Origin of the sequence: Rufibacter psychrotolerans, assembly GCF_016924645.1 — a bacterium.
Lineage (GTDB): Bacteria > Bacteroidota > Bacteroidia > Cytophagales > Hymenobacteraceae > Nibribacter > Nibribacter psychrotolerans.
In genome coordinates this window covers 258,971-285,919 of the sequence record NZ_JAFFJV010000009.1, presented here as the reverse complement: position 1 = coordinate 285,919, position 26,949 = coordinate 258,971, and the positions used below count along the sequence as shown (strand labels likewise).

At 53.0% G+C, this 26,949-nt stretch carries 11 protein-coding genes; 1 reads left to right on the top strand and 10 read right to left on the bottom strand.

What is annotated here, in order from left to right:
• Positions 1 to 14: 14 nt before the first annotated feature.
• The 10 genes from JT718_RS20720 to JT718_RS10145 form a co-directional block, all read right to left on the bottom strand.
• Entirely contained in the window at positions 15 to 2,084 is a 2,070-nt protein-coding gene (locus tag JT718_RS20720) for a glycoside hydrolase family 32 protein (RefSeq protein WP_205502322.1), read from the bottom strand.
• Between the two features lie 88 nt (positions 2,085 to 2,172).
• A complete protein-coding gene (locus tag JT718_RS10185; RefSeq protein ID WP_205502320.1) occupies positions 2,173 to 3,735 on the bottom strand; it encodes a glycoside hydrolase family 32 protein in 1,563 nt (520 codons plus the stop codon).
• 91 nt (positions 3,736 to 3,826) lie between these two features.
• Complete coding sequence (locus JT718_RS10180) at positions 3,827 to 7,558, bottom strand: GH32 C-terminal domain-containing protein (protein WP_205502318.1); 3,732 nt, start codon at positions 7,556 to 7,558, stop codon at positions 3,827 to 3,829.
• Between the two features lie 62 nt (positions 7,559 to 7,620).
• Positions 7,621 to 9,927: a GH32 C-terminal domain-containing protein gene (locus JT718_RS20715; RefSeq protein WP_317195499.1), complete on the bottom strand. Its 2,307-nt coding sequence runs from the start codon at positions 9,925 to 9,927 to the stop codon at positions 7,621 to 7,623.
• Positions 9,927 to 11,072, bottom strand: a complete 1,146-nt coding sequence (locus JT718_RS10170) for a DUF4960 domain-containing protein (RefSeq protein WP_205502314.1) — start codon at positions 11,070 to 11,072, stop codon at positions 9,927 to 9,929. Before JT718_RS10170 ends, JT718_RS20715 begins: the two co-directional genes overlap by 1 nt.
• A gap of 121 nt (positions 11,073 to 11,193) precedes the next feature.
• Entirely contained in the window at positions 11,194 to 12,918 is a 1,725-nt protein-coding gene (locus JT718_RS10165) for a RagB/SusD family nutrient uptake outer membrane protein (protein ID WP_205502312.1), read from the bottom strand.
• 26 nt (positions 12,919 to 12,944) lie between these two features.
• Entirely contained in the window at positions 12,945 to 16,016 is a 3,072-nt protein-coding gene (locus JT718_RS10160) for a SusC/RagA family TonB-linked outer membrane protein (protein ID WP_205502309.1), read from the bottom strand.
• Positions 16,017 to 16,040: 24 nt separating this feature from the next.
• On the bottom strand, positions 16,041 to 16,949 hold the full coding sequence (locus JT718_RS10155) for a carbohydrate kinase family protein (protein ID WP_205502307.1): 909 nt from the start codon (positions 16,947 to 16,949) through the stop codon (positions 16,041 to 16,043).
• 13 nt (positions 16,950 to 16,962) lie between these two features.
• Positions 16,963 to 18,300, bottom strand: a complete 1,338-nt coding sequence (locus tag JT718_RS10150; RefSeq protein ID WP_205502305.1) for a sugar porter family MFS transporter — start codon at positions 18,298 to 18,300, stop codon at positions 16,963 to 16,965.
• Between the two features lie 643 nt (positions 18,301 to 18,943).
• Positions 18,944 to 21,742, bottom strand: coding sequence for a hybrid sensor histidine kinase/response regulator transcription factor (locus tag JT718_RS10145; protein ID WP_205502302.1), 2,799 nt, complete (start codon positions 21,740 to 21,742; stop codon positions 18,944 to 18,946).
• Between the two features lie 1,871 nt (positions 21,743 to 23,613).
• Here JT718_RS10145 and JT718_RS10140 point away from each other — a divergent pair.
• Positions 23,614 to 26,919 carry an HYR domain-containing protein gene (locus JT718_RS10140; RefSeq protein WP_205502300.1) on the top strand — a complete coding sequence of 1,102 codons (3,306 nt, stop codon included), beginning with the start codon at positions 23,614 to 23,616 and terminating at the stop codon, positions 26,917 to 26,919.
• The last annotated feature ends 30 nt before the right edge of the window (positions 26,920 to 26,949 follow it).

Below are 26,949 nucleotides of genomic sequence, written 5' to 3'. Positions count from 1 at the left end.
TGCTTTGCCTGGAACTAGCGTTTCACGGTTGCGGCAGGAGCGCTTTTGATTTCGGCGGGTTTAAGCCTGTAGGCTTTGCTGTCTTTCAGCTGCACGGTCCCGGTGGTGAGCAACTCCACTTTGGTGAAATCTTCATTGGGGAAGAAGATGTCGGTCATTACGGTTCTGCCCTCGTTGGCGAAGACTTCCACGGAGGCTACATCCAGCAACAGGTGCAGTTTCAGGTTGCCGTTCTCCAGGGGCAGAGGGGCCGTGTGCTTTCCGGCGAAGGAATCTTTGAAAGTGGTTTTGCCGGCCTTGGTACGGTCAATGAAGAGTTCCTGCTCCGCTACCGAATACCCTACATCCAGGTGTTCGCCCTTGGTGTTGGAAAACCGCAGCACTACTTCCTGGGCCTTGGCCACGTCGAGGTTCAGGTCCAGTTCCAATAGTGGGGTGTTGAGGCTGTAGCGGTCGCTGAGGGACAAGGTGCCCTTTACTTCCTGCGCCTTGATGGCTACCGTCCCGGTTCTGAGTTTCTGTAGTTCTTTCACGGGGGTGCTGAACAGCCTGATGCCCTCAGGGGTTTGCCGCAGCGTAAGTTCGCGCGGTACGGTGTTGGCGCTACGCCAGGAAGCGGTGGGCACCTCGTTGGCGTAGAGCCAGTTGCTCATCCAGCCCAGGAACACACGTCTGCCGTCGGCTTTGGGGAGGTTGGCCCAGGTTACCCCTGCGTAGTTGTCGGTGCCGTAGTCTACCCAGATGCCGTCCGGACTGGGTTTGGCGGGCAAGTCTGCCAGCATGATTTGGTCTACCAACAGGTGGCCCCATCCGCCGGTTTCCTGGTCTACTATCTCCAACCTGGCCCGCTTGCCTTTGAGGCTTTTAGTGTCCAGGGCTACCCAGTCTAACGTTTCGCTGTTGTTTCCGGTAGCGCTCCCCACTACCTTTCCTTCTACCAGCAGGTTCACTGCGGTACGGCCGGGGTGTTTGCCGCCGCCTATCCGCAGGTTCAGGTAATTGGCGTCTATGGTAAACTCCGGAGAGGTTAATTTACCCGTGGCCCCATCGCCTTTGGCAAAGGAATTTACCAGCCCCTGGCCCATAAACCCGCTTACCTTTTGCTGGTTGCCCAGGCCACCGGTGGCCGGACCAGTCCCGAACGCCTCGCCTTCGGCTTTCCAGGTGCCGTAGGTTGTGCCTTCAAAATCAGCAATCACTTTTCCCGCAGGCACGGCATGCTTCTGCGAAAGCGCCTGCTCAAAGGACTTGTCCAGCACAAACCGGGTGCCGTCAAAGTCCCCTATGAAATACTGGGTGGCCGAGCCGCCGTTTGGCCCACCCGGGTTAATGCTCACCAGCAGCACCCATTTTTCCTGCCCGTTTACCCGAAGGGGGAACAAATCCGGGCACTCCCACACTCCCCCGTGGGCCCCAATGTTTGCCCCAAATTCACTGAGTTTGTTCCAGGTCTTGAGGTCTTTGGAACCGTAGAACTCAATGTGGTCCAGCACCGCCAGGGTCATGACCCATTGCTGGGCTTTCTCGTTCCAGTCTACCTTGGGGTCGCGGAAGTCCCGGATTCCGGGGTTCTTCAGCACCGGGTTCTGCTCGTACTTCTTCCAGGTACGGCCGTTGTTCAGGCTGTAGGCGATGCCCTGGGTCTGGTAATCAATGCGGCCGGCTTTCTCCAGTTCGGCATTGTGGTACGTGTAAATGGCCACCATGGGCGGATTTTCTTTGGTACCCAAACCAGAGGTGTTGTTCACGTCCACCACGGCACTGCCCGAGAAGATAGTACCGTGCTCATCTGGATACAATGCGATGGGCAAGTGCTCCCAGTTCACCATGTCTTTGCTCACGGCGTGGCCCCAGTGCATGGGCCCCCAGGTAGTGCCGCCGGGATGGTGCTGGTAGAACAGGTGGTACTCGCCGTTGTGGTACACCATGCCGTTGGGGTCGTTCATCCACTTGGCCGGCGGCGTGAAATGGTATTGCGGGCGGTGCTGTTCTTGCGTTGCCACCGGGCTTGTAACGTTTGTAGTGGCACAACCGGCTGCCAGAAACGCCGCTACCAGACAGGGCAATAAAGTGGTCTTTTTCATGGTCTTCTAATTAAGATATCATGTTTGGGGCCTGTTTTAAGCAAAACAGGCCTAAAACAGACTTGGTTGAGGGTATAGTTTAAGTCAATTATTGTGGGCCAAGGAGTTTCACCTCAGAGAAAGAAGCCTGGGTTCCGGTAGCGGTAAGGCCCCATGCTTTTCCGGGCATGCCGTATATGCGGTTACTTAGGGCGACCATTCCATTCAGGTAGACCACACAAACAGAACCACTGATGACCACGGTCACCTCATAGGTGGTACCTGCCTGCACGTGCACTGGCACCCTGGTGATGAGCTGGGTACTTGCACCGGAGACTTGGTAGGCCGCAAGTTGGCTACTACCGGGCTCCAGCAGTACTTTATAAGATTGTTGCGTGGGGTTATCAGCGTTAAATACAAAACCAGCAGTTCCCGCGCCTGATTCTATCCGGATTTTGGCGGTGATCTTTTTGGAGCCCGCCAGGGCGCTAAACGTGTTGTACGCAGGAGAAGCGGTTCCATTGAGTTGGTACGTAGTGCCACTGCCGCTTACCTGACCAACCTTGCTTTTTACCTGCAACGCAGCTTCCCGGGTGAAAAGAGCAGCTACGGTTTCAGGCGCTTTCACGCCTAATGTGCCGTCTGGGGCCTGGGTCAGCTCATGCACCACCAGGTTACCCGCCCACTCCTTATTGCCCGTGTCATTTTCAGGCATTCTCCGGGCGGTCCAGCCAAACAGGTAGCGCTTGTTGCCGTCAGAAGCGGTTTTGGCCGCATAGAAAAACTGTCCGTCCAGCAGGTCATGGGTGGGTTTTACCCAGGGACCTTCAGACGAGCTGGCCATGCGGTACCGGGTGCCGGTCATGCCGCTCCAGTTTTCTGAGAAGAACAGGTACCAGTAATTGCCCATCTTGAACACATCGGCACACTCCAGCATCAGGAAGTTCTCTTCAGGAGTGGTGGTATAGAGCGGGCCCTTAGAGGTCCAGTTATTTGACGCGGGGTCTTGGGTGGTGAACAGCAGCACCACGGCCTTGCGGGCGCTGGTTTGGGTACTTACCAGCATCCAGTACTCATTTTTCTCCGTGTTGAAGAACACCTGCGGGTCGCGGAAATCAAAGTCATAGTACCCGGCTGGAGCGGTTAGCTTGAAAGTGGTGTTTTTGGTCCAGGTTTTCAGGTCGGTGCTGGTGGCATACAGTACACTCTCCCGGGGGTTATTCTGCACAAACGCCGGTATGCCGTTATGGCCGGTATAGTACATGTAATAGGTATTCCCCACTTTCACGGTAGAACCGGTGCCAATGGCAAAATCTGGCTGCGTGGTGGTGCCATACGGAATCATGCGCCCCGCATAAGCGTAATCTGCCAAGTTGGTGCTTTCAAACTTATGGATGTCATGGAAGCCCTGCCCGGCAGGTTTCTCCCTGGCATCGTGCAGGAAGAACAGGTGAAACTTACCGTTATCATAGTAAGGCATAAGGTCTCCCACCCACCCCGTGGTATTATACGGGTTGGGAGAACCCAGCCAGCCTGAGGGGGGCTGCGGATAGATGTTCACCTCTTTGGCTTCTTCCTTTGTTCCCGGCTCTTGTGGAGCCGGGTCATCCTTGCTACTGCAGGCGGCCAAACTCATCAATACCATCAGTACTACCCACTTATTTACTTTCATTTTTTACCTGTTTTTTTGAGAAAAAGCCCCAATCTGCACCTCCTCTGCAGGCATGCAGCCCGGGACAAATTCCTGTTACACTTCAGCTGAATTACTTGGTGAGAACCCTTTTGGTGACGGTACCCGATGAGGTAGTCACTCGTACCAGGTAGAGCTTTCCCTTTGCCAGGGTGTCTTTTACCGGTATGGTCACCCGGGTGCCCGAACGCACAGAGTACCGGCTCCACGGCAGGCCCTGTATATCAAAAATTTCTACCTGCGCCTCTTCGTTTTTCAAGCCTGAGAGGTCAAGGGTAAAGGCCTCCTCTGCGGGCACAGGATAGATCCGGATCCTTTCCAGGGATGGACTCTCCAGAAAATCATCTTCTATGCCCGTAACCTGGGTAAGCACCGGTATCTGTAAATCATCCAGGTTCAGGTGACCGTACCCTCCGGTTTCCTGATCTACCACTTTCACATAGCAGGTGGTGCCCACAAAACTTTCGGCATCCAGTACTTTGGGGGCATACCCTTCATCATTCAGTCCGGTAGCTTTCAGGAGCACCGTATGGTCAGAGGCTCTTACCAAAGCCACGTACAAGGTGTTCAGGTTTTTCCCTCCGCCCAACAGAAACTTAATCTTACCGTCGCCCGCCAGCGTAAATTCAGGGGTTCTGAGTTCGCCGGTCTGCGCATCGCCGCCCGCCTTAAACCCCCAGAGGTGTTTTTCTCCCTGCTGGTTAAAAGGCCCACCCCAGCCCCAGTTGGTTTCATTGGTGATGTCAGCCAAGCTGAAAGCAGATCCGGTCACGATCAGGTTACCAAAATCACCCTGCTCAAAATCATAGCGCCAGGTACCGGTAGCACCAGCGGCCAGGACCGTGACGGTAGCCTGGTCTGAAAAGGCCCCGTCTGCCGAGGTAGCGGTAATGGTAGCCGTACCCTGCGAAACCGCAGTTACTTCACCGGCAGCATTGACAGTGGCTACCGCCCCGTTGCTTGAACTCCACATCACATCTTTTTGGGTAGCGTTACCGGGTTGGGTTAAGGCATGGAGAGGTTCTTTGGCGCCAGGGGTCATGACCAGCCTCTCTTTACTGAGTTCCAGACTGGTAGTGGCTACGGTATAAGGGATGGTGATATCATCAATGTTCAAGTGCCCCCATTCGCCGGTGGCCTGGTCTACTACCGCCACATAGCACCGGGTGCCTATATAGGCACTGCCATCCAGTACTTCCCTCTCGTATTTTTCCTGGTTCTTGCCGGTAACTTTTGCCAGCACCTGCTTGTCTGAGGCCCTTACCAGGGCTACATAGAGTTGGTCGGGGTTTCTGCCCCCACCCAACAGGAATGTTATTTTCCCGTCGCCGCCCAAAACAAAGTCTGAGGTTTTCAATTCACCGGTCTGAGCGTCTCCTCCTTCTTTTGCTCCCCATAGGTGCCGTAATCCCTGCTGGCCAAAAGGCCCCCCGTTGCTCCACCGGGAAGCAGCAGTGACATCTCCACCGCTAAACGCCTGCCCGGTAACGGTAAACCCAGCCAGATTTCCCTGCTCAAAGTCATAGCGCAGAAAATGAACGGGGGCTTCGCCTGGGGTTTGGTCCGGAACCGCCTGGGCCATCTCCCAGCCTTCCACGGAGAGAAACCGGGTTGCGCCGCCTTCTGAAAACAGCTCAACGCCCTCACTGGTGTTTAGGGTAGGGTAAATGCGGTTAGAGAAGGCGGCGGCATCATTGATGAAAACGTCTATGACCGAGTGGTCTATAAACACCTGAAACTTATAGGGCTTCCCGAAAGCTTTGGCATCATAGGAGCCAGATAAGAGCACCTTTTCCTCCGTTTGCGGAGAGAGGGATGATTTTCTTTTATCCAGAAAGAACTTCTGGAGCTGGGTGTCATAGTACAAAGACGTGATCTCCTCTTTGTTGGGTGAGACCCTGAAATTTATGCCGTAGCGGGTACCAGTGGCCGTGGTGTCTACATAGGCGACCAGCTCAGTGCTTTTACCGGCTACCTCGGGTAAGGCAGCGGTGGCCGTTACTACCTGCTCCTCATATCTTTTGTAAGTGCCTGCCTGCCGTAGATTGGCTAAGGCCGCCAGTGGTTTCTGGCCCAACGTTCTACCATCAGGCATCAGGTACCAGGTGCGGGGCAAGGAAAACAGGTGGGCCCACCCTGCGTTCAGTTGGGCCTGGGAGGAGCGGCGCTCGTCCACAATGCCAATGCCCACGGTCTCATTGTTGTAATCAGTTTCAATAGTAGGAGACAGATGGCCATGGATAACGTCCAGCATCTTGGGTTGGGAATAATCAGGGGCGAATCGCCCGCTTTGCCACACCCCGGTCCAATAAACGGCCCGGGTATACTGGCCAGGACCGTATTTGTTAACGCTTCCGCCTATGGGGTTCACCACCAGAATATGCTTCCCGTTGCCTATGGGGGCAAACACCGGCATCTCCCAGATAGCCGAGCCAATGTCCATCAACCGGTAGGCAATGGAGGTAAAGGTAGGATTGTAGGTCCAGTTCAGCAGATCCGTTGACGTGTAATAGGCCAGTCCGCCGCCGGTACTTAAGGCCGCCCCAATGAGCATGTGCCAGGTACCCCCTTCCTGCCAGAGGAAAGGATCACGGAAGTCATTGACATGTTCTTTCCCGATAATGGGGCCGTGCTTTACCCAGGTTTCTAGGGCCGGATCAGTACTGGTAGCCAGGGCGATACCCGGGTTGTAAGAGCCGGAATGGTTTACGTTGGTGTAGAAGGCATACCCCTTGTTCTGGTGCATGACTACATCACCAGACCAGATGCCTTTCATGTCATACCCCGAGGTAGCAGACCATTGAAGGCTTGGCCACAGCGCATCTTTCACATTGGTCCAGGTTACCAGATCAGGGCTTACTAGGTGGCCCCAGTGCATTTGTGTTTTAAAGGGCCCGTTTGGGGTGCGCTGGTAAAACATGTGGTACTGCCCATTATGCCTTACCAACCCATGAGGCTCGTTGGTCCAGTTGGCCGGGGGCAAAGCGTGGTACTTAGGACGCTGTACATCCAGGGCAAAACGCTCGGCAGGAACTTCCAGAGAACGGATGCCCAGGCTGGCCGCTTTGGCCGCCCCCGCCTGGTAATGACTCAGGATGGTGGAGGCATCCAGGCTCTGGGTGTAGAACCGCGTTTCATCTATGGCTCCGTTGAGGGCGTTGAGCAGGAAGATTCCATCTTTTCTATCTGAGTTACTCTTGCCAATCAGCAGGGGCACGGCAGCTTCGTTTAGCTCGCCATTCACGGGAATACTCACCGCCCCTGCTTCGGCGCCGTTGAGATATACCTTCATACTGCCCGCCGCACCATCTACCACCGCCGCCACATGCACCCACTGGTACACGGGGAACAGCCCCTTAGCCTGGCAGGTGTACATCTGCCCGCTGATGTTGGCCCTGAAGTACCAGTTACCAAACGTATTTACGCCTACCTGGAACCCATTTACCCCGTTTGTCTGACTAATAAGGGCAGAGGGAGTAAGATTGGCAAAAGGAACCTCGGCATCAGAAGGGTAGCTTTCCAAGGCAACCCAGGTCTCAAAGGAGAAATGCTTCCCGTAGTTGACGGTAGAACTGGCCTCCACCCACGTAGAAAATCCATCTAGCCGTAAGGCTTTCCCTTCAATGCCAGCCACCCGCTCTGGCCGGCTGAAATTATTCCGGATAGGGTGATTTGCTCCTGATACAGCCTCCACGGCAGCGGTATGCCCCTCCGCCTCTTCAAATGAAAACCGGACCGCCGGCGTTTGAGCCAGCGCACCCAGCGTGATGAAACTTGTCAGGAAAAAGGGTAAAACTTTTTTCATGTGTTTTGCTCCTGTTTTTTTATAAAGTAAGGCAAAAGCTGTTGCACGGGACAACCTTCTGACTACTGCAGCACTACTTTCTTAGTCACCGTACCTCCCCCTTTTAGCTTGATCTGTAAGAAGTGGAGTCCCTTCACCACCCCTGCCTGGGGAACCTGCACCACCAGGTCTGTTGAGGGAGTGGCCTGTTTGACTATCGGTAATCTTTGCCCCGAGAGGGTAATAAATTCTACCGCCTCTATGGGTTGGCGACTCCTGATCCGGAAGGTACCTTGTGAGGGATTTGGATAAACCTGGATGGCTGCTGCCAGCGGGTTCTCTTCCTCTGCCTGCAAGGGGTCTTTCTGCCAGATAGACCCCATTGGCCAAAAGTTGAACGACTTTACCCGCACCTCTTCGGCCCCAAAGAAAGAGAGCCCGGTGGCCTGGGCCGAGGGAAAGATGCGGGCAGTCTGCACCAGGGCACCGTCGTTCACAAACACCTCCACCGAAGACTCATCCACAAAGATCCTGAAGCGCAGTTCCTGCTCCTTTTTCTCTAAAGGGGCGTAAAACACTTGGGCATACCCCCCTGAGAAATGAACTCCGGATTTACTGCGATCAAGGTAAATGGCATTGGTCTCAGGGTCATACCCTATCTCCGTAACCTCCTGTCCGCCTTTCCTGACCTGGATACCCGTTTTAGCAGTGGTATTTCCGGGAACCAGGACAAACTGCACCTCATACCGGGTACCTGCTATGGCGTGGGCCGCCAGCTGTTGGTTACTGCCCGTGATGCTCTGGTTTTGGAAAGAAACCGGAGCCGGAGCAGCCCTTAATTTTTCTACTTCCTGCACCGGGGTTTGGTAGAGCCTTACCTGCCCGTCCCCGTTTCGCCGCAGCGCCAAGGCTCTGGGCAATGACATACTTCCCCTCCAGGTACTGGTAGGAAGGTTGCCCGCGTACGACCAGTTGTTCATCCAGGCCAGCCATACCCGTTCATAGGTACCCTGGGGTTGGTTTTCCCAGGACCTGCCCGCGTAGAAGTCAGGCCCGTAATCTGTCCAGAGGGCTTCCCTTGTCTCGCCTTCAATTATGGTATCCGAGAAGTAGATATGATCCACATTGAGGTGGCCCCAGGAGCCCGTTACCTCGTCTACTATTTCAATAAACGCCTGCTTGCCTATGAAGTCATTTACGTTCCAGGCTTTCCACCTGAGTTTCTCCTCGTTCTGGCCGGTAGAGGAAGCAACCACCTGGCCATCAACCAGCAACCTGACCTCTGCCCCACCCGGGTGGTTTCCGCCACCCACCAGCAGATTGATCACCTCATGTTGGATGGTAAAAGCAGGGGAAGTAAGTTTTCCGGTAGCTCCATCCCCGTTCAGGTAGGAGTTAACCAGCTGCCGCCCCCGGTACCCTGTCACCACTTGTTGGCCGGGCAGGGTTCCCGCTGCGGGTTTTGCCCCGAACGCGGTACCAGTAACCGCCCATGCGCTATAATTGCTTTCCTCAAAATCCTCAAAAAGAACGCCCTCCGGCAAAGGGGTTTCCTGGTTGAGCAGCTCCCTGAACTCTTCGGTAAGCGTGAACCGTGATCCATCAAAGTTCCCCAGGAAGTACTGCGTACCGGACCCGCCTGAGGGCGAACCCGGGTTGATGCTTACCATTAAGACCCAAACCGGCTCTGCTTGTCCGGCTACGGTTAACCTGAACAAATCGGGGCATTCCCAGACGCCGCCATGGGCTCCTACCGTTTGCCCGAAGCTACTTTCAAACCCCCAGTTCTTAAGGTCTGGGGAAGAGTAGAACTCTATGCGGTCAGCCACGGCCAGGGTCATGATCCACTTGCCTGATTTCTCATGCCAGAACACCTGCGGATCTCTGAAGTCAGCCACTCCCCTGTTAGGCAACACAGGATTGCCGGTGTATTTTCGCCAGGTTCTTCCCTTGTTCAGGCTGTAGGCAATGCTCTGTTTCTGTTTATCCCCGGCGCTGGTGTAAATGGCTACCATGGCCCCGGCCCCAAACCCGGCGGTATTGTGGTGGTCAATGACCGCTCCCCCAGAGAAGATCTGTCCCTGGGCATCGGGATAGAGGGCCACCGGCAGCTCTTCCCAGTGCACCAGATCGCGGGAGACCGCATGCCCCCAGGACATACTGCCCCACTGGGTCCCAAAGGGGTTGTACTGGTACATGAGGTGGTACTCGCCATCCAGGTACACCATGCCACAGGGATCATTGATCCAGTTGGCTTTGGGCGAGAAATGGTATTGAGGCCTGTAAGGCTCATTGTAACTGGTTGACTGTGCCGAGGCCCGGAAACCCAGGCTGGCTGCCAGGCCAACACAGCAGATAAATAAAACCTTACAGACCATCTTTTCCATCATTAATTAGCGGCTAGGTACCTGATTGCGTTCTCGGCCAACTTCTCCACATTGGCCTGGTGGGCATTGGTCCCGCTGGGGTTGATGGTTCCTTTGTCGTTCTGGTTCCATTCTATACCGCCTATGCCCTGCCAGATACCTCTTCCTTTGAATTCATTGGTGGGAAGCAGCTCTACAATGCCGGCCATGAAGTAGTCGCCAATACCATCCCAGGTGGCCAGCCATCTTGCGTTGTTCTGCTGCGTGAAGGTGGTATAGGCACTCTCACTGTCGTTGGGCAAGCCGTAGATGGCAGGGATTTCTACCAGCACAAAGTTGTGGTCTTCTCTCCAGCCTGCCCCCAAAACCGGGAATGTCTTGCGCCCATCGCCATGGGCGGTCAGGTTGATGCCGGCAAACAAGCCATGGCTGCTGTTGTCTTTGTTGCGGTTTACATTCACGTTTACGCCCCAGGTGTCACCATTCTCAAACCCTTGTCCGTTGCCAATGGCCAGGCGGTAAGTGTTCTCCATCCTTTCCAGGTCAAAGAAGTACTGGTTGGCATACCCCAGCATGTAGAAATTACCGCCTTCTTTGTACCAATCCTTGAGTTTGGCAAGCACCTCCGGGTCCTGCGAGATAGCAGGCATGGTAAACTTCTCCTCGGCATCCCCATCCAGATACCACATAATGGTTTTGAACTTGCTCAGGTCCACGGTGCCGTTTTTTATGTCCTGGAAGCTTACAAAGGCAGCCAGGTCATCGTCATACTTATCAAAGAACCAGGTAGCCAGCGCTTTCTCATCATCGTCCTGTATGTTGGCCACGCTGCTGTGGTGGCTCAGGAAAGCCGTAACGCTCAGCACATTGGCAGAGACCGTGTACTTCTTAAACAGGTTGCCATTCACCAGGGTAAAGGTCTGGGGCGACCTTAGGTCCAGCGGGGTTCCGGAGGCAGGACTGATGGAGGCTCCCTCTGAGACGGAGATGGCAGGAACAACATGGGAGATGTCGCTTCCCCCGGGGTAGGTGATTACAATAGTTCGCTTCTTCTCGTCAATGGTCACCTGCTGGGCTCCCTGCACCTGAAAAGAAAGGATATCTACATCGCCGTCTAGGTCTAGCGTAGATTCAGAATCTTCCTCACACCCGCTAATCATGAACACCATCACAAATAGGGCAAGGAGTGGTTTTATCGTTAACCTTATTTTTTTCATCTCTGGATAATTTTCATCTGAAACTGTATACAAGCACTTTCAACTTTGTTCTTGGCTATAAGCACCCGGCCTGTTACTCATAGCCGGGGTTCTGCACGTATCTGTTTTCACTGAAGAAAATCTGGTTCTGAGGAATAGGCAGGTATTCATGCTTCCCGGCGGTGAAGCTGCCTTCCTTGAGGTACTCCCGGCGGGTTTTCTCTGTGTCCAGATACTCATTCATTACCTGGGCAGCAATACCCCAGCGTACCAGATCAAAGAACCGTTGGCTTTCCATGGCCAATTCCAGTCGGCGTTCAAACCGAAGGGCCTTGCGGGCATTCTCCTTGTTCCACTCAATGTTCACCCCTGGTTCATAAGGCTGCACATTGTAGTTGGCCAATTGGGTCCCGGTGGCATGTCTGAGCCGGGCCAGGCTGGCAGCAGCCCGGCTTCTCACCTGGTTGATCAGTGGCAAGGCTTCCTCCAGGCGATCAAGTTCTATGAGGGCTTCGGCTTTCATGAGAAGTACATCGGCGTAGCGCAGGACTATTCTGGCCTTGGAGTTGGCCCGGAAAGGATCGGCGTTCATGAACCCGGGGTCATCCGGCGAAACGTTTTCCTTCAGGGAGTTGAAGTACCCGTAGATATCGGGCGTACGGCTCCAGCTGTTGTCAAAGATCCGGTTGGTTTCATACTTCCAGGGGTTTCCCGGGCGGGCCACGGTATGGTCTAAGCGGGGATCAACGGTATGCAGGCCAAAGTCAACGTTCTGCTGATTAAAAGTATCAAACAAGGGCACGCCTGCTGAGTTGGTTCTGAAGGCATTGACCAGGTTCTGCGACGGCTTCTGGAAGTCACAGCATCCCAGGCCCTGCGGGCTGGACAGCATATCTCCGTAATTCACCCTTCCGTCTGCCCTACCCCAGGCACCACCGCGCACTACCCCGTCATTGGCAGAAAACTGCACCGCAAACAAGGACTCTCTTCCGTTCTCAAAAGGACCGGGCAGAAAGTTATTGGCGAAGTCTGGCTCAAGCCCGTGGTTAGAGGAGATCACTTTGTTGGCTGCATCAATCACCTGCTGCAGGCGCTGCGGGTTGATGTTGGTCACCTGGTGCCGATCATTTTTCTCGTATGCCTGGTACAACCGGGTTTTGGCCAGGTACGCATAGGCGGCAATCTGGTCGGCCCGGCCTACCTCTGGTTGCGTGAGCGGTAGGTTTGCCGCGGCGTACTCAAAGTCCTGCGCAATTTTCTCCCACAACTGATCGCTGGTAAACTCATCGTTGGTAATGGTGACATACTCTTCTGCGGGCACATTCTCATCCATGTACGGGATGCGGTTGAACAGGACCTTCAGGGCAAAGTAGAAGTGCCCCCTTATAAAGCGCAACTCCGCCTTGCGGGTATTTACCTTGGGGTATTGCTGCTCCGTGAAGCCATTCACAATTCTAAGTGCAATATTAGCCCGTCTTACCCCGCTGTAGAGCTGAAACCACATGGCGTCAATCTCCCCTATTTCTGGCCTGGTTCCCGTAAAAGTCTCCAAAAAGTGGTAGCCCTGGATGTCCCCCGGGTCGCGGCCTCCTTTGTAAGCATCATCTGACCGGATGTTGCCGTAGGGCCACAGGCTATTGGGCGCATTGTACCAGTCATTGGCCAGAAAAGAGTAGGCGGCAATCACCAGCCCCTCTGCGTTCTCCGGGGAGGTGAGTTGGCCTTCATTCAAAATTCCTTTTGGGTCTACTTCCAATTGGTCCTGACAAGCGGTGCTCAACGCCAGGGCACCCACAACTGTCAATAAAAACTTTTTCATATAGATCTTTTGCTGTCAGTGAATGATTAAAACCTGATGTTTGCACCTACTGTACCCACAATTGGGTTAGGATACCCGTACCCGGGGTTCTCAGGGTCAATACCAGTGAATGATTTGCTCTTTAGCAGGATGCCTAGGTTATCGCCGCCCACGTACACCCGCAGCGATTGAATCTTGAACCGGGAGGTAAGCGCCGGATTGAAGGTGTAGCCTACCTGGGCATTGCGCAACTTCAGATAAGAGCCTTTTTCAATAAAGTAGGTTGAAAACCGGGACTCAAAGTTGGCATCTGTGAGGGAAATGGCCGGAATGTCTGAGTCTGGGTTGGTAGGAGACCAGCCATCCAGTAAGCGCGTGCCTTTGTTGGATCCTGTTTCAGAAACACTCCAGAAATCAGTGATAAACTTCCAGTCATTCACTACGTCAATACCAGATACTCCCTGCAGGAAGAAGTTGAAGTCAAAGTTCTTGTACCGGGCAGAGGCATTGAAGCCGTAAGAGAAGTCTGGGTGCGGTCTGCCAATCCAGGTACGGTCTTCACTGTTGATGACATTGTCATCATTCAGGTCTTTGTACCGGATTCTGCCCAGGCCTTTTCCATCCTGCGCCGCATGGGCGTCCAGTTCCTCCTGTGTTCTGAACAAACCGTCGGCCACATAGCCGTAAAAAGACCCCAGCGGACGGCCCAGGATGTTCTGGTCAGTACCATTTCCGCCGTAGGCGTTTACCACCGAGGCAGGAAGCTTGGTCACCTTGTTGCGGTACATGTCAATGTTCCCGTTGAGGTCCAATGACAACTGGCCAATTTCGGTACGGTGGCCAATGCTCAGCTCCAGTCCTTTATTCTCCATTGAGGCGCCATTCACCCACTGGTTACCGCCTTCGCCCAGCGTAGCAATGTAAGGGGGCAGGATAAGAATGTCGGAGGTTTTTCTGATATACGCCTCGGCACTACCATAAATCTTCTGGTTGAACAAGGTAAAGTCTACCCCCAGGTTTGACATGGTAGTGGCTTCCCACCGCAGGTTAGGATTGGCGTTCTGGGCAAGTCTGAAGCCCGAAGGCAGCACGCCGGTCTTGTTGCCGTTGATGTCGTAAGCCGTTGTTGCGTAGTTGGCCAGATAGATGTTGTAGATGGCATTGTTGTCAATTTCCTGGTTACCGGTCATACCCCAGCCAAAGCGCAGCTTCAGGTCATCAACAAAGGCAAGGTTGTTCTTAATGAAACCTTCCTCGCTCAGACGCCAGCCCACCGAGAAGGCGGGAAAAGTACCAAACCGGTTGTTCTGCCCGAAACGGGAAGACCCGTCGCGTCTGATGGTGAAAGAGAACAGGTACTTATCGGCAAAGGAGTAGTTGGTTCTGCCAAAGTAAGACAGCAACACGTGCTCTGCCCCGCTACCAGACACCCCGGCTACCCCGGTACCGGCATCCAGATACATGAAGTCGTCGGTCTCTAACTCAAACCCGGTTCTGGTGGCCGAGAAGGTGGTGAAGTAATCTCTGAAGTATTCTACCCCGGCCAGGGCGCTTACCCGGTGGTTTCCAACGGCGTATTCATAGTTGAAGGTGTTGGACCAGGTGGTTTTCACGCTGTGGCTCTGGTTGTTGTCAAGGCTGTTGTTGGGGTTGTTGAGATAGCCAGAGGTGTATTTCTTCTGATACCTTCTATGGGTGTAATTGCCATAGTCTATGCCCAGGTTACTTCTGAACTTCAAGCCTTTCAGGATCTCCGCCTCGGCGAACAGGTTCCCGAACAAGCGCATGAAGTCATAGTTGTTATGCTTGTTGTCTTCCAGCAACCGTACCGGATTCTGGCGGTCATTCATGCCGCCTACCGGTCCGCCCCAGCCGCCGTCTTCGGTCCTGACCGGAATGATGGGCAGCGCCTGCATGGCCTCGTTCATGGGCGAGGCACCCACTTCCTTGGTTTTGGTGATGCTCAGGTTCTCCCCTACAATGATCTTCCCTCCAAAGAACTTGTAATCTGTGTTGAGACGAAGCGAAAGGCGGTCAAACTCTGACGTCTTGATCACCCCCTCATTCTTGAAATAACCCAGAGACAAGAGGTAGTTACCGTTCTCGGTGCCGTTAGACATAGAAACGTCATAGTTCTGGATTACCCCGGTGCGGGAAATTTCCTTGAACCAATCCGTGTTGGAAGAACGCATGGTGTTGTTCTCGTCCAGGTACTTTGGCACCAGTACCTTGTTCAGGACTGGCCGACCTGAGGCCGGATCTACGTTCCAGTCAAAGAAGTAGCTCACGCTGTTGGCGTTGGGGTCACGGCCAGCGTTCACGTTTGCCTGCCATAAAGCTCTGCCATACTCCTCAGTGTTCATCATGTCAGTTCTGGTGGTAAACCTAGAAAAGGACGAATACACATTCGCGTTAATCTGGGGAACCCCCTTGGCGCCTCGCTTGGTAGTAATCACAATCACCCCGTTACCGGCGCGGGATCCGTAGATACTGGCGGCAGAGGCATCTTTCAACACCTGCAAGGACTCTATGTCGGCTGGGTTCAGTTCATGCATTCCTGCCTTGGTGGGCACCCCATCAATGATGTACAGGGGGTCATTGTTGTTGAACGTACCAATCCCCCGGATGCGGACCGTGGCAGGTGAGCTCGGGGACCCGTTACCCGTTACTGTCATCCCGGCTACCCTGCCTTGCAGCGCTTTCACCGGGTTTGCCACCGCCTGTCTTTTCATGTCATCTGTGTCTACCACAGAAACGGCACCGGTTAAATCCTTTTTCCGTTCGGTCTGGTACCCTGTCACTACTACTTCTTCCAACACCTTCACATCAGGCTGCAGTTTTACCTGTATGTTGCTTCTCCCGCTCACAGCCACCTCCTGCGAAAGAAACCCCAGGTAAGTGACCACCAAGACAGCATTGTCTGCTGCTCTCAGGGAGAATCTTCCATCTGCATCAGTGGTAGTGCCCGTGGTAGTGCCTTTCACCACTACCGATACTCCTATCAGCGGTTCATTTTTTTCTACGGATAGTACCTGACCGGTAACTTCCGTAAGGTTTTGCCCCTGCACGGCACGCACCGTACAGAGCAAAACAAGCATTAGGTGTAGGAATCTTTTCATATGTTCTGATGTGATTTTAGTTGATTAGAGAGGTAAGTGCTCTTTATTCATGTTGGTAAGCGACTCTACAGTAATCTCCTGGGGCACATAAGCCGGGGTAGCCCCTCGCTGCGTAGCCAGGAAAGCCCCAATCAGGCAGGCTCTCTCCAGGGTATGATCCAGTGGTTTTTGTTGGAGGTAGTTGGTGAGGAACGTAGCCAGGAAGGCATCACCGCTGCCAATGGTATCTTCTACTTCTACCTGAAAACCTTCATGTTCAAAGTAGCCTGTCTCATTCAGGGCGGCAGCGCCCTGGTCTCCGCGGGTCACAATCACCAGTTCCAGGTTAAAGCGGTCTTTGAGGAACTGCATCTGTTGTTTTGGGTCTCCCTCTGCTCCCAGCCACTCGCAGAGCTCTGCCAGTTCCTGGTGGTTCATCTTTACTATGTCGGCAAACTCTAGCAGGGTCAGGACCCGCTCTGGGGTGTAGTGCGGCGGCCGAAGGTTCACGTCAAAGATCTTGAGGTTTGCCAACGGCAGGTACTGGAACAAAGTCTCTTGGGAAGTGGTGTTGCGTGCTACCAGGCTGCCGTAAATAAAGACATCGCTCTGCGAGATCAGCTCGGCGGTTCTCTCTTCAAACTGGATGTAGTCCCAGGCAACCGGCTCCACAATCTTGTAGGTGACCTCGTTACGATCAGAGATGTTGGCTTTTACCACTCCGGTGAGGTGGGTTTGGCCGGTTTGGATCCAATCGGTATTGACGTGCTGTTCCTTCAGGAAGGAAACCAGTTCTTTGCCCAGGTCATCGTTGCCCACCCTACTCACCACCGCGGGATCAAACCCGTTGCGGCGCAGGTGAATGGCCACGTTCATAGGGGCGCCGCCGGGCAGTTTTCCGCTGGGCAGGATGTCCCATAGTACTTCTCCGAAACAAACTATCTTTTGCTGCATAAAGGGTTTTGGCTTAGTGGAAGACAACGCTTTTTTCAATTTTCTCCAGGGAGGTGCCTTTGGTCTCGGGCATCATGCGCCACACAAAGATCAGTTGCAGCACCATCATGCCCGTGAAGATCATGAAGGTATTGCCCCCGCCCAGCGTTTCGGCAATGTAGGGGAAGCTGAAAGCAATAAGGGCGGCCATGATCCAGTGGGTGAAGCTGCCCAGGGCCTGGCCTGACGCCCGTACCTGATTGGGGAAGATTTCTGAAATAAACACCCAAATCACGGCTCCCTGGGAGAAGGCGAAGAAGGCAATGTACACAAACAAGTAGATGGGCACGGCAATGCCGCTGAATTCTTCCTGGTAAAAGGCCTTTGCCACCAGCCCCAGCGTCACGATCAGCCCCAGGGAACCGATGAGCATGAGGGTGCGCCGCCCAAACCGGTCAATTACGTTCATGGCCAGCAGCGTGAAGAGGAAGTTCACCAACCCAATGCCCGCCGAGGAGAGCAAAGCCGATTCCTGCCCCAGGCCCACCATCTCAAAAATGCGGGGCGCGTAGTAGATGATGGCGTTAATGCCCGAAACCTGGTTGAAGAAGGCAAACAAGACCGCCAGCGTGATAGGCAAGGAGTATTTCTTGGAGAACAGGGAAGGCTTGTGGCCCTGGTCATCTGTTTCCTGGGCAGACAGCAGAATGTCGGTGACCATCTGGTTCACGTTGGCGTCTGGGTTGGCAATCTGCAGGGTTCTTTTGGCCTCTTCGGTTCTGCCTGGCCGCATCAGGAGCAGCCATCTCGGGCTTTCGGGTACCACCAGCACCATCACCAGGAAAATGATGGATGGCACGGCCTGCACGCCCAGCATCCAGCGCCAGTCATGCTCCCCTATTCCGGCAAACAAGTAATTAGACAGGTAGGCGGCCAGGATTCCGAACACAATATTGAACTGGAACAGGGCCACCATTTTGCCCCTGGTCTTGGCCGGGGAAATTTCAGAGATATACAGAGGAGCCGTCACCGAAGATACTCCAATGCCCACTCCACCCAGGAACCGGAAAACCAGAAACGTGTACCAATCCGGGGCCAGGGCAGTGCCCATGGAAGACAGCAGGTACAGCACCGCAATACCGAACAGGGTGTTCTTACGCCCGTACTTGTCTGAGGGAATGCCGCCCGTGAGGGAACCCAACACCGTTCCTATTAAAGCAATGGCTACCGTTAAGCCGTGTTCAAACACATTTAGTTGCCATAATTTCTGGATGGCTTTCTCAGCCCCAGAGATAACCGCAGTATCAAACCCGAACAAGAAACCGCCCAGGGCTACTACAATGGACCAGAAGAATACTTTTTTGTTTGCCATGAAATTGAAATGTTTTTCCCGAAGGTAGGCTCCTCGCATAACCTTTCATTTCAGCAGATTCTCAAAAAACATTCATTTTGATACCATCGGCAAAAACCACTTAATACTATGATTATCAATCAATTAAATTTCATATTTCACACAACTCCCTTTCATTTTTGTAACCTGGGTTACGGTTTTGATACATCAGGCAGGGCTTCACCGGAGTTTGAGCACAGATTTTCTTGTTTCTTGGCTTCTTTTTGAAAAACACGCAGGAAACCCACCTGGTCACCGGCTTATTTTGCCGAAATATCAAAGAAACAGAACCAAAGTTTAGAGAGGGCGATGACATGGCACTGAACGTGGCTGCCCTGCTTTAGTGGCTAACTAAACATTATCCTGCAAAGCTTCCGTGGGGGAAAGCGGGGTTCTATCCTTTTTACTCTGCCCAAGAGCACGTCAGTCCCGCTAAGACTTCAGTCCTACTTTTCGAAGGAGGCCCAAGTTGGTCGCGGCTGCAACGGCGGGCAGCAGCAACTTTCGAAACGATAAGGCTTAACCAACCTGCGTAGAGCGGATAAAAGTAAATTCCCTGTTTTGAGGCTGATTCTGTAAAATCAGCCCCAAAACAGGGAATTTGCATGCCATCGCCAAAATGGACTTACACCACGCTCTTCTCTTTCCCCGGCCGCGACGATTTAAAATCTGAGGGACTCATGTTGAAATGGTTCCGGAAGGCGGTGGAGAAATAGGTTGGCGAGGAAAAGCCTACTTCGTATGCTATTTCAGAAATGTTCATCTGGCTGTTTAGGAGAAGATGGCGGGCTTTCTTCAGGCGCGCTCCTACTATGTAGTCATTGAGGGAGTAGCCCAGCAGGGCTTTCATTTTCCGGTACAAATGCACCCTGGACATGCCCAGGGCAGCGGCAATGTCATTGGCGTTCATGTCGGGGTTCTGGAGGTTTTTCTCCACCAAAGCTGCCAACTCATTGATAAACTTTTTGTCCAGTTGTTTGGGCTGGGCGGTATGCACCTTGGTTTCTACCGCAATGGCGCTGTTGTAATAGACCTTGAGCAGTTCGCGGTTCCTGATGAGGCCTTTTACCCGCTCCAGCAGGTACAGGTAACTGAACGGTTTGGTCACGTACAGATCTGCCCCGGCCTGGATGCCGTCAATCTTATATTCCAAGCTATCTTTGGCGGTTAACAGCACCACCGGAATGTGGGAGGTGCGCATGTCATTCCTGAGGGCGGCGGTGATCTCCAGGCCATCTTTCTGGGGCAGCGTCACATCACAGATGATCAGATCAGGCACTATGTCAAAGGCCTGCTGCAGCCCGTAGGTACCCTGAGGCGCATCTACCACGTTGAACTCGGCCTGCAGCCTTGACACCAGGAACTCCCGCAGTTCTTTGTTGTCTTCAATCACCAGTACGGTATGCTCCTTTACCCTTTCAGAGCTTTCCTGGTCCTGCACATTGGCAAATAGTTCCAGATCGGCGTCCAGCACGCCCGCCACCAGGGGGGCGTTTTGTTCGGCCCTGGCCGTTCTTACCACAATTTCCTCTTCTTTCAGGTGGGCTTTCCCCAGGGGCAGTGTGAAGACAAAGCGGGTTCCTTCGCGTTCTTTGCTCACCACGGTAATGTCGCCGTGGTGCAGTTTGATGAACTCTTTGGAAAGGGCCAGGCCCAACCCGGTTCCCAGGCTTACGTTATCCTCGGCAGTGTAGAAACGGTCAAACGCGCTGGCGGCCTGGGTGGGAGTCATTCCCTTTCCGTTGTCTTCCACCGCCACCAACACGTGGGTACGGTCATCAGACAGCTCCAGGGTTACCGTAATGCGGCCGTTGTCTCTTGTGAACTTGAAGGAGTTGGAGAGCAGGTTGAAGAGGATCTTGTCAATCTTGTCACGGTCAAAGTAAACGTTGATCTCTTTCAGCTCAGATTTTACCCGTAGCTGGATGTGGCGCTTGCGGGCCAGCCGCTCAAAAGAATGGACCACTTCCTCCACAAACCTGACCAGGTCATTCTCCGTGGCCTGCAACAGCATTTTCTTGCGTTCCACCTTCCGGAAGTCCATCAATTGGTTTACCAGTTTGAGCAGGCGCAGCGCATTCTGGCGCACCAGCAGCATGTCCTTCTTCAGCCCTATGGAAATGTCGCTCTGCAGGGCATCCTCCACCGGACCCAGAATCAGGGTCAGGGGTGTCCGGAACTCATGCGATACGTTCGTGAAGAACTTCAGCTTTGCCTCCGTGGCTTTCTCGGCTTTGCGGGCCATGGCGGCAATCTGGTTGCGCTGTTCCAGGATCTCGCGGTTTTTGGCAATCAAGGCCTGGTTGGTCTCATGCCTGATCCTTAGGGAGTACAAGGCATACGCCCCTAGCACCACTACCCCGGTTAAGCTGCCAATTAAAATGTAGAGCAGCGTGCGTTGGTTGTTGTAAATCCTGATCTGCTCATTGATCTTGTTCTGCTGCCGGTTGATGTTCTCCTCCTGGGTAATGATCTTATTGGCCTGCTGTTTCATGATATGGACATTGCGCCCATCAATCACGGTGGTGTTCAGGAGGTTTTCCTTCTGGTAAGGCCGCCCCTGCAGGATGTTGGTGGCCAATTGCATGATCTCCTCGCCCCCGGTAGGATACAGAAAGGTAGCATCCAGGATGCCGTCTTCCAGGAACTGCAGACCGCCGTTGGGCCCGGGCAATCCATCAAACCCGGTGAATTTAAGCCGGTGCTGGGCCGGGTTCCCGTGCAGGCTCTCGTACGCCCCCTGGGCCATGACATCATTATGAGCAAAGACCAGGTCTACGTTGCGGAACTGGTTGAAAACGGCCGGGAAGCGCTTTTTGGCAACTTCCTTTTCCCACTCACCTTTTACTTCTGCCACTACTTTGAGATCGGGGAAACTCTTGGTGGCCTCCCTGAAGCCCCTGTGCCGCTCCACGGCCGCCGAGGAGCCCTCTAATCCCCAAACTTCTATGACGTTTCCTCTCCCGTTCAGCAAGTTGGCGATGTACTCCCCGGCCAGTTTCCCAATCTGGAAATTGTCGGCCCCCACGTACGCGCTGTAGGAAGAAGAGCTGATCTTGCGGTCTACCAGGATCACCGGAATGCCTTTCTCAAACGCCTCTTCCACTACCGGGGTAATAGGCTCTGCTTCATTGGGCGAGACAATGAGCAGATCTACCTCTTGGTCAATAAACTCCCTGATCTGCTTTACCTGCGCCGCGCTGCTGTTTTTGGCGTCTTTAATTTGCAGCTCCAACTCTGGATGGAAGGAGGCTTCCCGCAGCATCTCCTTGTGCATGGCTTTGCGCCAAGCATCGCCCTCGGTACACTGGGAAAAACCAATCTTAAACTTCTTAGTCTCCGGGGAAGAAGTGCACGCAGCCAGCAAAAGCACCAACAGGGCGAGGGTTCCCCCAATCCACTTCTCAAAAGCTATCTTTCCCATCTGTCTGGTGTAAGCGTGTTTGGCAAGGCAAAGTAAATTTCTATTCTTCTAAAGAACAGAGCCTGGAGTAAATAAAACAAGAACAATGAGGCTCTAAACTAACCAATCTTTAAGATTTTACCAAAGAAGAACAGAGCCGGGTAAGCCAGCCCCTGGTAGAATTCGGCTGATAATTTCTACCCGGTAGTGCTGAAGTGCCCAATTGACCGGTTGTGGGTACATTAACCGGCTAGTGGGTACAAAAAGAATGAGGGATATGTAAGCGTAAGTTAATGACATTATAAGCTCCACACCTAAAACAAGAGTCCACGTTGAACTTTCTTAAGGCAGCACTAGCATACGGGCAAAATGGTTTACGGCATGTAGATGTGAGATGGCAAACTCCGCTGTCAATAGGAGCTTAGCATAATATTAATACAATTCTATAAAACACTCAATTACTACAAAATCCTCATCTTAGCCGCATCTCTTTTTCTTACCGATTGCTTTCCAACTGATTACTTTCTTATCAAACCACTACACCCATAAGCCTATTTAAACTTGGCTTTATACACATTTATCCGGTCTACACACCTATTCATCGAATATAATTACAAACCATTCTTTACATAATTAATTTCGAATCGATTTAGTCTCACCCAAATACCCCTGCTCCCCTACTTCATCTTCTCAAGGATGCCTCCTACCTGTTAAAGCTTAACCCTTTATTTCAAATTGTTCAACCTAATCTGTAAAACATTATGAATGTACCCTTACTTACACATGCAAGGGCAAATGCAAGGCGCTACGGCATCCTGCTTTGTTTTTTGATTTTGGGCACGGTAGGTGCTTTTGCCCTAGGTGATGCCTACATGGATGCCGGATTACCTGCTCCTACCGTAACATCCGACAAAGATGATTATGTACCCGGTGAAATTGCGCACATCAGTGGCTCAGGCTGGGCATTAGATCAACAAGTACATGTTGAGTTTAAAGAAGAGCCTGATTACCCTGACTATCACGTCTATATTGTAGACGTTAAGCCAGATGGAACTTGGAGTATTGATTACCAAGTAGAAGAAAGGCATTTAGGTGTTAAATTCACAGTAACTGCTGTAGGTAAGCAGACTAGCTACAAATCTATCACTGTTTTTTATGATGCAAATGTTAATTTTGGAGCAACAGGATTAAGTGGCACCCCTCTTATTAAAGCAACTTATACAGTAAGAAATGAAGATAGCGACATTGTTGCTTCTGGCTACAAAGAATTTAATTTTCCTAACATTTCTACAGCTCCTAATGTAGCTGTAAATAAGGACCATAATATTACTGTGACATTCAACGATATAACAATTAATGGAATTAAATACACTGCTCCATCTGTAAATAGGAAGGTCACCAATGCTGCCAATACCCTTATAACGTTGTACGCCGCTTATACAGCAGCTTGTACAAGGCCATCAACTCCTGATGTTACTGTTGTCAACAACTGTGACGGCACATCCACTCTATCAACTGATGCAGGAGGTAGTTTGTTGTGGAGCAATGGCGCTAATACTTCTTCAATCAAAGTTTCAACAGGTGGAACTTACACGGTTACTACTACAGTAGATGGTTGCACTAGTTTGGCTGGTTCTGGATTAGCAGCTCCCAAAACCGCACCAGGTAAACCAACGATCACTGCAAGCGGCCCAACCACATTCTGTCCTTCGGGAAGTGTAAAATTAACGGCTCCTTCATCAGCTTCTTACTTATGGAGTAATGGCTCTACTTCTCAGTCTATAATCGTAACTGAAAGTGGAAATTACAGCGTTAAAGTTAAAAATAGCGAGGGATGTGAAAGTATAGCATCAGAACCAGTATCGGTAACAGTAGAAGATACAACTCCCCCTGTGCAGCCCAGGTTGGCTGCTGTGACAGGCGAATGCTCCGCCACCATAGCTGAGGCTCCGACCACCACAGACAACTGCGCCGGAACCATTACCGGAACAACCACCGACCCACTCTCCTACACAAACCAGGGCGACTACACCATCACCTGGACCTTCGACGACAAGAACGGCAACGTGACCACTGCCACCCAACTGGTGAGTGTGAAGGATGTGACCAAGCCGGTAATCACCACCCCAGCCGCCATCGCCGTTAATACCCCGGCCGGCCAATGCGGGGCAGCCCTGGACATCACAGCCCCGGCCGCCTCAGACAACTGCTCGGTGGGAGCACCAACAGGCTCCAGAAGCGACAGCCGCCCGCTGACCGAGGCCTTCCCCGTGGGCACCACCACCATCACCTGGACCGTGACCGACGCCAACGGCAACCAGGCGGAGCCCGTGACCCAGACCGTGACTGTCACCGACAACATGAAACCGACAATCACCGCCCCAACAGACTTGATTGTTAGCGCCAACGCCTCCTGCCAGGCTTCCGACGTCATCTTGGGCACTCCGGTGACTTCTGACAACTGTGGCGTGAAGTCCGTAACCAACGATGCTAAGCAGACCTTCCAGCTCGGACCCAATACTGTGACCTGGACCGTAACCGATGTCAATGGCAACCAAGCTACCGCCACCCAGACCGTGACCGTAGTCGATCAGACCGCACCTACAATCGTCGGAACGCCAGCCAATATTACGGTAGCCGCCGGAGCCAACTGTCAGGCTACTGTAAACTTCACCGCTCCTACGGCTACTGACAACTGCGGGTCTGTTACTCTAACTTCCACCCATGAGCCTGGGGCCATCTTCGCCTTAGGCACCACCACAGTTACTTACACGGCAACTGATGGAACTGGTAACCAGTCTTCTGCCTCTTTCACCGTAACCGTAGAAGACAAAACTGCTCCAGTGGTAACCGTGCCAGCTAACATCACGGTCAACAACGACGCGGATGCCTGCGGAGCAGTAGTTACGTACCAAGTTTCGGCTACCGACAACTGCTCTACCGTCACTCCCGAGAGAACAGAAGGCCTAGCCTCTGGTGAAGTATTCCCGATAGGCACCACCACCGTGACCTACGCTGCGAAGGACGCGGCCGGCAACGAAACTACCCAGAGCTTTACTGTAACCGTACTAGACAACAAAGCGCCGGTGCTGACCCTAGCCGCTGACCAGACCTCTGGCACTGACAAGGGAACCTGCTCAGCAACAATGGCAATCCCGGACGCCACTTTCAGCGACAATTGTGCGGGCAGCAAATTAAGCTGGACCTTGACGGGCGCAACGACTGGAAACGGCCATGGTCAGGTAGGGACCCGCGCCTTCAATCAAGGAGTTACCACCATAACTTACACTGCCACTGACGGGGCTGGCAACACGATCACTGACCACCTAACGGTAACAGTGACCGATAATGAGGCTCCGGTCCTGACCGCCCCGGAAGCCGTTCAGGTAGCCGCCAACTCACAGTGTCAGGCCACTGGCGTAAACCTGGGCTTGGCCAAGGCCACCGACAACTGCTCGGCCACTGTTAAGGTGACCAACAACGCCCCTACCACCTTCTCATTGGGCACCACCACCGTTACTTACACCGCCATTGACGAGGCAGGCAACACCACCACCGCCACCCAAATCGTGACCGTGACCGACAACACCAAACCAGTGATCGCCACTCCCGCCGCCATCGCCGTCAATACCCCGGCCGGCCAGTGCGGGGCAGCCCTGGACATCAAGGCCCCGGCCGCCTCCGACAACTGCTCGGTGGGAGCACCGACCGGCTCTAGAAGCGACAGCCGCCCGCTGACCGAGGCCTTCCCCGTGGGCACCACCACGATCACCTGGACCGTGACCGACGCCAACGGCAACCAGGCGGAGCCCGTGACCCAGACCGTGACTGTTACTGACAACATCAAGCCAACTCTGACTTCCGTGCCAGCAGATGTAACCATCAATGCTTGCTCAGCTGTTGCAAAAGAAAGAGTGATCACCAGCTTGGCCACAGCTACTGACAACTGTACTTACACCATCACAAACGATGCCCCTGCTAATTTCCCAATTGGTCAGACTACTGTAACTTGGACTGCCACCGATGCAACAGGAAATACCGCTACTGCTACTCAACTGGTAACTATTGTTGATATCCCAAAACCAGTTTTTGAACCGTTAGTATTTAAGCAAGGAACCTCTGTCTTAACTGCTCCCAATGTTCCGGTTGGCACCTTCTTGACTGTGGAAGCACCTATCAAAGGAAGTTCCTTGACTGCAACTGCTGAACTGCAAACCAGTAGCGGAATCTCCATAAAAGGAGCAACCAAAAAAATCTCAGAAGCAAATGGAGTAACCAGATTCGGCTTCGACTTTACTTCCCTTCCAACTGTAGGAGTTTACAAACTCCATATTACAGCTATCAATCTTGGTTGTGCAACAGAAACACTCACCTATGAATATGTTGTAGTCTTTGATGAAGGAATGGTTACAGGCGGTGGATGGATTAACTCTCCAGCAGGAGCCTTGAGAACATCCTTTAATACTGCAACCCCTGCTACTGAGTTAACCGGGAAAGCTAACTTTGGCTTTGTTGGGAAAAACCAGAAGGGAGCCAACGTTCCTACCGGAAACACTGAGTTCCAATTCCACGCCGGAAGCATGAACTTCAAGAGTACCAAATATGACTGGTTAGTGGTATCAGGCACTACGAAAGCTCAGTTCAAAGGGGAGGGTACCATAAACGGAGCTGGGTGGTACGGCTTTGTTTTAACTGCTGAAGCGGGTGGAATAAACGTTGGCAAGTTCAGGATTAAGATTGTAAACAAGGCCAACGGAAGCCTTGTGTATGACAATGCTGATTTATCAGCTACTGCTTCTGCCACGTTATCGGCTGACGAAACCTCCTTAGCAGGTCATACCTTGATCCAGGGAGGGTCAATCAACATCCATAACTCTTCTGTTAAAACAACCAGCAAAACCACCAGCGCTGTGGCAGTGGCAAAGTTACCGGTTGCCGCAAAGGCCAGACTCACCAGCTACCCGAACCCAATGACCGATGAGGCCTCCATTGAGTTCAGCGTGGCGCAGGACGGGGAGTACAGCCTGGACATCTTTGACCTGAAAGGCGCTTTGGTGAAACACGTGCAGAAAGGCAAAGCCGTAGCCGGTGAAACCATCCAGGCCAAATGGGATGCCAGAGCAACCAAAGTTGGAATGTACATCATTAGGGTATCTACCGGCTCAAACGTGCAGACCCTGCGGGTGGTAAGGCAATAACCCGCCGGTACCAGCACCTAAAAGTCCCTT